Source organism: Pseudomonas sp. (genome assembly GCF_049645325.1).
Lineage (GTDB): Bacteria > Pseudomonadota > Gammaproteobacteria > Pseudomonadales > Pseudomonadaceae > Aquipseudomonas.
The window spans coordinates 1-4,154 of sequence record NZ_JBARTQ010000163.1 but is presented as its reverse complement, the minus strand read 5'-3'; the positions used below and the strand labels follow the sequence as shown (position 1 = coordinate 4,154).

Annotated in this window: 3 protein-coding genes; 1 reads left to right on the top strand and 2 read right to left on the bottom strand. The window is 62.1% G+C overall.

Annotation, left to right across the window (positions count from 1 at the left end; translation table 11 throughout):
• Nucleotides 1-271: 271 nt before the first annotated feature.
• Nucleotides 272-1,501: an acyl-CoA dehydrogenase family protein gene (locus WBB95_RS07420; RefSeq protein WP_424486978.1), complete on the bottom strand. Its 1,230-nt coding sequence runs from the start codon at nt 1,499-1,501 to the stop codon at nt 272-274.
• A 268-nt stretch (nt 1,502-1,769) separates the two neighbouring features.
• Between WBB95_RS07420 and sfnG the strand changes: the two genes are divergently transcribed.
• Nucleotides 1,770-2,855: a dimethylsulfone monooxygenase SfnG gene (gene sfnG / locus WBB95_RS07415; protein WP_424486977.1), complete on the top strand. Its 1,086-nt coding sequence runs from the start codon at nt 1,770-1,772 to the stop codon at nt 2,853-2,855.
• A gap of 24 nt (nt 2,856-2,879) precedes the next feature.
• On the opposite strand, the gene WBB95_RS07410 is transcribed toward sfnG, so the two are convergent.
• The gene (locus WBB95_RS07410; RefSeq protein ID WP_424486976.1) at nt 2,880-3,977 is read right to left on the bottom strand and encodes a peptidase C39 family protein; all 1,098 of its coding nucleotides are present in this window, start codon (nt 3,975-3,977) and stop codon (nt 2,880-2,882) included.
• Nucleotides 3,978-4,154 lie beyond the last annotated feature (177 nt).

The window sequence follows — 4,154 nt, the reverse complement described above, 5'->3', positions numbered from 1 at the left end:
GAATCCGTGGGTAACCCGGCAGGACGCCGGGTTAGCCGCCCCGCGCCATGGATGGCGCGTGGCGGCGGCCCACGGATTCAAGCCGGAGTGCGGGCACACCGAGCCTAGGCGAGGTGCCGAGTGGAGGAGCAAGAGCGTTTTGCTTACTTTTGACTGGGCCGGCATTCCGGCTTTATCAAAAGTGAGCCGCTGTAAGAGCGGAACCAATAGAAGGCATCACCCAAATAACGGATATGCCCCCCCTCCCAAAAAAACCGAAAAAGCCCCAACCTCAAGCCCCATTGCCAATCTGCCAGACAAACGGCGGCTCCGTCCCATTGACCACCCAATCCCCCACAATCCGCGCCTTGTAGATCACCGGATTATGCGACGACACCGTCCGCGCATTGCGCCAATGCCGATCCAGCGCCTTGCCCTGGCGCACATCCGACGCCCCCAACGCATTAAACAACTCGCTGGTCGCACGCTGGATCAGCTCTGAGACCACCACCTGCGCCGTCGCCGACTCAATCTCGGCCGCCACATTAGCCTCACGCTCCGCCGCATCATCCCCGCCAAACCGCGCCAGGTAGGCCCGTTGCGCCGGCACGGCGGCTTTCAGTGCGCTGGCCTCGGCGGCATATACCCGCGCAGCGACTTCACCCACCACCTGCTGAATCTGTGAATCCTGGCTGACATGCCCCGCGTTGCCATGGCTGTAGATACGTTTGCGATTGCGCACCTGGTGAGCCACATCGTTCAGCGCTGCGCGGCCGATCCCGGCCAGGCTCGCCAATAGCACCAGTTGGTAGAACGCGGTCTGGTACTTGAAGCGGGTGGCAAAATCGATCACGTTTTCGGCTTCCACCACCGCGTCGGTAAACCGCGTGGTGCCGCTGCCGGTGGTGCGTTGGCCAAAGCCGTCCCAGTCATCGCTTTGCACCACACCGGGCTGGCGCGTGCGGGTGGCGGCGATCACATCGCCACCGGTGTCGCTGCGCTGGGCGTACACGTCGATCCAGTCAGAAAAAAGACTGCCGGTGCTGTAGAATTTTTCGCCGTTGAGCGTCCAGGTGTCGCCGTTGGGGCTGACTTGGGTGACCACATCACCGATGGCCACCGTGCCGATTTCCGTCCAGGCGCAGCCGACGATATCACCGTCGACAAAACGCTTGAACCACAGGTCACGGCCAGCGCCTGGCGGTGCGTTCAGGCGATCTTCTGCAAACGCGAAGTGCCCGCGCAGCGCCTGGGGCACGTTGGAGTCGGCGGCGGCCAGTTCGATCAGCAGCTCAAACAGCTGCGGCAACGAGGCGCCACTGCCGCCGTATTCCACCGGTACCCGCACCGCCCCAAAACCGGCGTCCTTGAGCCACTGGATCGGCTCATAGGGCAAGGTACGGGATTGCTCGCGCTCAACGGCGCCTGCGGCGATGCGTGCAAAGATCGGCCGGAAACGTACGGCCAGCGTGGAATAATCGGCGCCCGTGGACAGCGGGTTGATGACGTGTTGTTCGGTCATGGGGAATGGCTCCTTGGCAGTGTTCAAGTGCAAGGGCGATTGCACAGTCCGTGCCGGGCACCGCGGCCCGTATTTGCGGCGCAGCGCGGTGATTGACTGTTGCGCCAGCAACAGCAGATCGACAAACCGATGCGATCCACGACATCAGCGCGTAACCGTTGAACAGCGGGGTTTGCCAGCGCAGCGCCTGTGGGCCGGGCCTTTACCGGTGGCTGGCACGCTTGCTGCTCCTGTGCCTCGTACATCCTTTCGTGTGAGGTACCGCTAGATGAGTCAGCAAGCCGTGAAATTTGCCTATTGGGTGCCCAACGTCAGCGGTGGGCTGGTTGTCAGCAAGATTGAGCAGCGCACCGATTGGGGCATCGACTACAACCGCAAACTGGCGCAGTTGGCCGAGGCCGCGGGCTTCGAATATGGCCTGACACAGATTCGTTTCACTGCTGGTTACGGTGCGGAAAACCAGCACGAGTCCGTGGCGTTCAGCCATGCGTTGCTGGCGGCGACCACCACACTCAAAGTGATTGCCGCGATCCTGCCCGGCCCGTGGCAACCGGCGCTGGCGGCCAAGCAACTGGCGACCATTGACCAGCTCACCAACGGCCGCATCGCGGTGAATATCGTCAGCGGCTGGTTCAAGGGTGAGTTCCACGCCATTGGCGAACACTGGCTGGAACATGATGAGCGCTATCGCCGCTCCGAGGAATTTATCCGCGCCCTGAAAGGCATCTGGACCCAAGACGATTTTACCTTCAAGGGCGATTTCTACCGGTTCAACAACTACACCCTCAAGCCCAAGCCATTGGGCCAGCCGGAAGTGTTCCAGGGCGGCAGCTCACGGGCAGCACGGGACATGGCGGCGCGCGTCTCGGACTGGTATTTCACCAACGGCAACACCCCGCAAGGCATCAAGGCCCAGGTCGATGACATTCGGGCCAAGGCCGCGGCGAATAACCATTCGGTCAAGATCGGCGTCAACGCCTTTGTGATCGCTCGCGACACCGAAGACGAAGCCCGCGCCGTGTTGGCCGAGATCATCAACCAGGCCGACCCGGAGGCCGTCAACGCATTCGGCGACGCCGCCAAACAGGCGGGCAAGGCTTCACCGGAAGGCGAGGGCAACTGGGCGAAATCGAGCTTCGAAGACCTGGTGCAATACAACGACGGCTTCAAGACAAACCTGATCGGCACCCCGCAGCAAATTGCCGAGCGCATCGTCGCGCTCAAGGCCGTCGGCGTGGACCTGGTGCTGGCGGGCTTCCTGCACTTCCAGGAAGAAGTCGAGTATTTCGGCAAACGCGTATTGCCACTGGTGCGCGAACTGGAAGCCAAGGCCCAGGTAAAACACGTCGCCTGATCCCCGCTACCACCACCGCCACCGCTACGGGGGAGAGAAGAGCACCACCGCCGCGCGCAATTTGTTGTTGCCGAAGCGGCACATGCGCTCGAACTCGCCATGGCTGACCGGCACGTGCTGGCAGTCCAGCGGCTGGCGGTGCTGGCTGTGGTCAACGTCCGGGTCGTGCAGGTAGACGAACTCGTCGTCGCAGTCGGTGACGATCACCCAATGTGGCGACTTGGAGCGGGTGAGGCGGTAGCTGCTGATCAGCACCAGTGGCTGGCCGCCGGCCTGTAACACGTGTGGCAGGTCCAGCGCGCCACCCAGTACCTGCTCGACGTCGCTGCCGGCCAGCTCCTCTTCAAATGCCTCATGCACCACGCGCATGACGTCCTTTTTATGCGGGTCGCGCACGCCATCAAGAAACAACGGTCCGCTTACATTCACCTGCATGCGCACCTTGAAACCCCGGCGCCACGCCGCCAATGCCAAGCCTTGTGGGCTGCAGCCGCCATGGCCGGCGGTCATGAACACGGTGGTCGCTTCACGCCAGATCTGCAGCTCTTCGCGGCGCCGGGCCGGGCGCTCAGGCACCAGCGCGCCCATGGCCATCAGCAAGCACGCGGCGCCGCAGGTGAAGTCGGTGGTCTGCTGGTAATACGGCACGCTCTGCGGGCGTGCGTCCTGGTGCTGGAGGATGCGTTTTTCCAGGCGCAGGGCAGGGCTGTGATCTTCGTAATAGTCGTTGATCAGGGCGAAGCGTCGGTAACCGTTGCGTTCATACAGGGCGAGCGCGCCGGGGTTGTCGGTGCGCACTTCCAGGCGCAGGTAGGCGCAATCATGCTCCACGGCACAGGCTTCGATGCGCGCCAGCAGTTGTTTGCCCAAGCCCAGGCCGCGTGCGTGTTCGGCGATGGCGATGGAATACAGGCGCGCCAGCGAGGTGCCGCGATGGAACAGCACCAGCGCATAGCCGAGCAGTTGGCCGTCACCTTCCGCCACCAGCAACTGGCCGTGGGCGCGGCTGACCATCCATTGAAAACTGCGAGGCGAGAGCCGGTCGGTGGTGAAACAGTGCTGTTCCAATGCCACCAATTCGGGCACGTCAGCGGGTGTTGCAACGCGAAAGGAAAGAGCCATATAACCGCCGTAAAAGTTGCGTAACGAAACGGGACTTCTCTAAAAGATCGTGCTTAATAGAAAAGGTCGAGTTCTCTAAAGCGGATCAAATATTATGTCGGCGGTACAAGGTCATTGGCGTGAAGTATCCGAGCAAACAGTCGCGGCGACAATAACTACCCACGGTTATTTTTCCGC

What these genes read in the sequence shown, in the direction of transcription:
- WBB95_RS07420 (WP_424486978.1), bottom strand. Translation starts at nt 1,501, where the DNA reads ATGACCGAACAACACGTCATCAACCCGCTGTCCACGGGCGCCGATTAT.
- sfnG (WP_424486977.1), top strand. Translation starts at nt 1,770, where the DNA reads ATGAGTCAGCAAGCCGTGAAATTTGCCTATTGGGTGCCCAACGTCAGC.
- WBB95_RS07410 (WP_424486976.1), bottom strand. Translation starts at nt 3,977, where the DNA reads ATGGCTCTTTCCTTTCGCGTTGCAACACCCGCTGACGTGCCCGAATTG.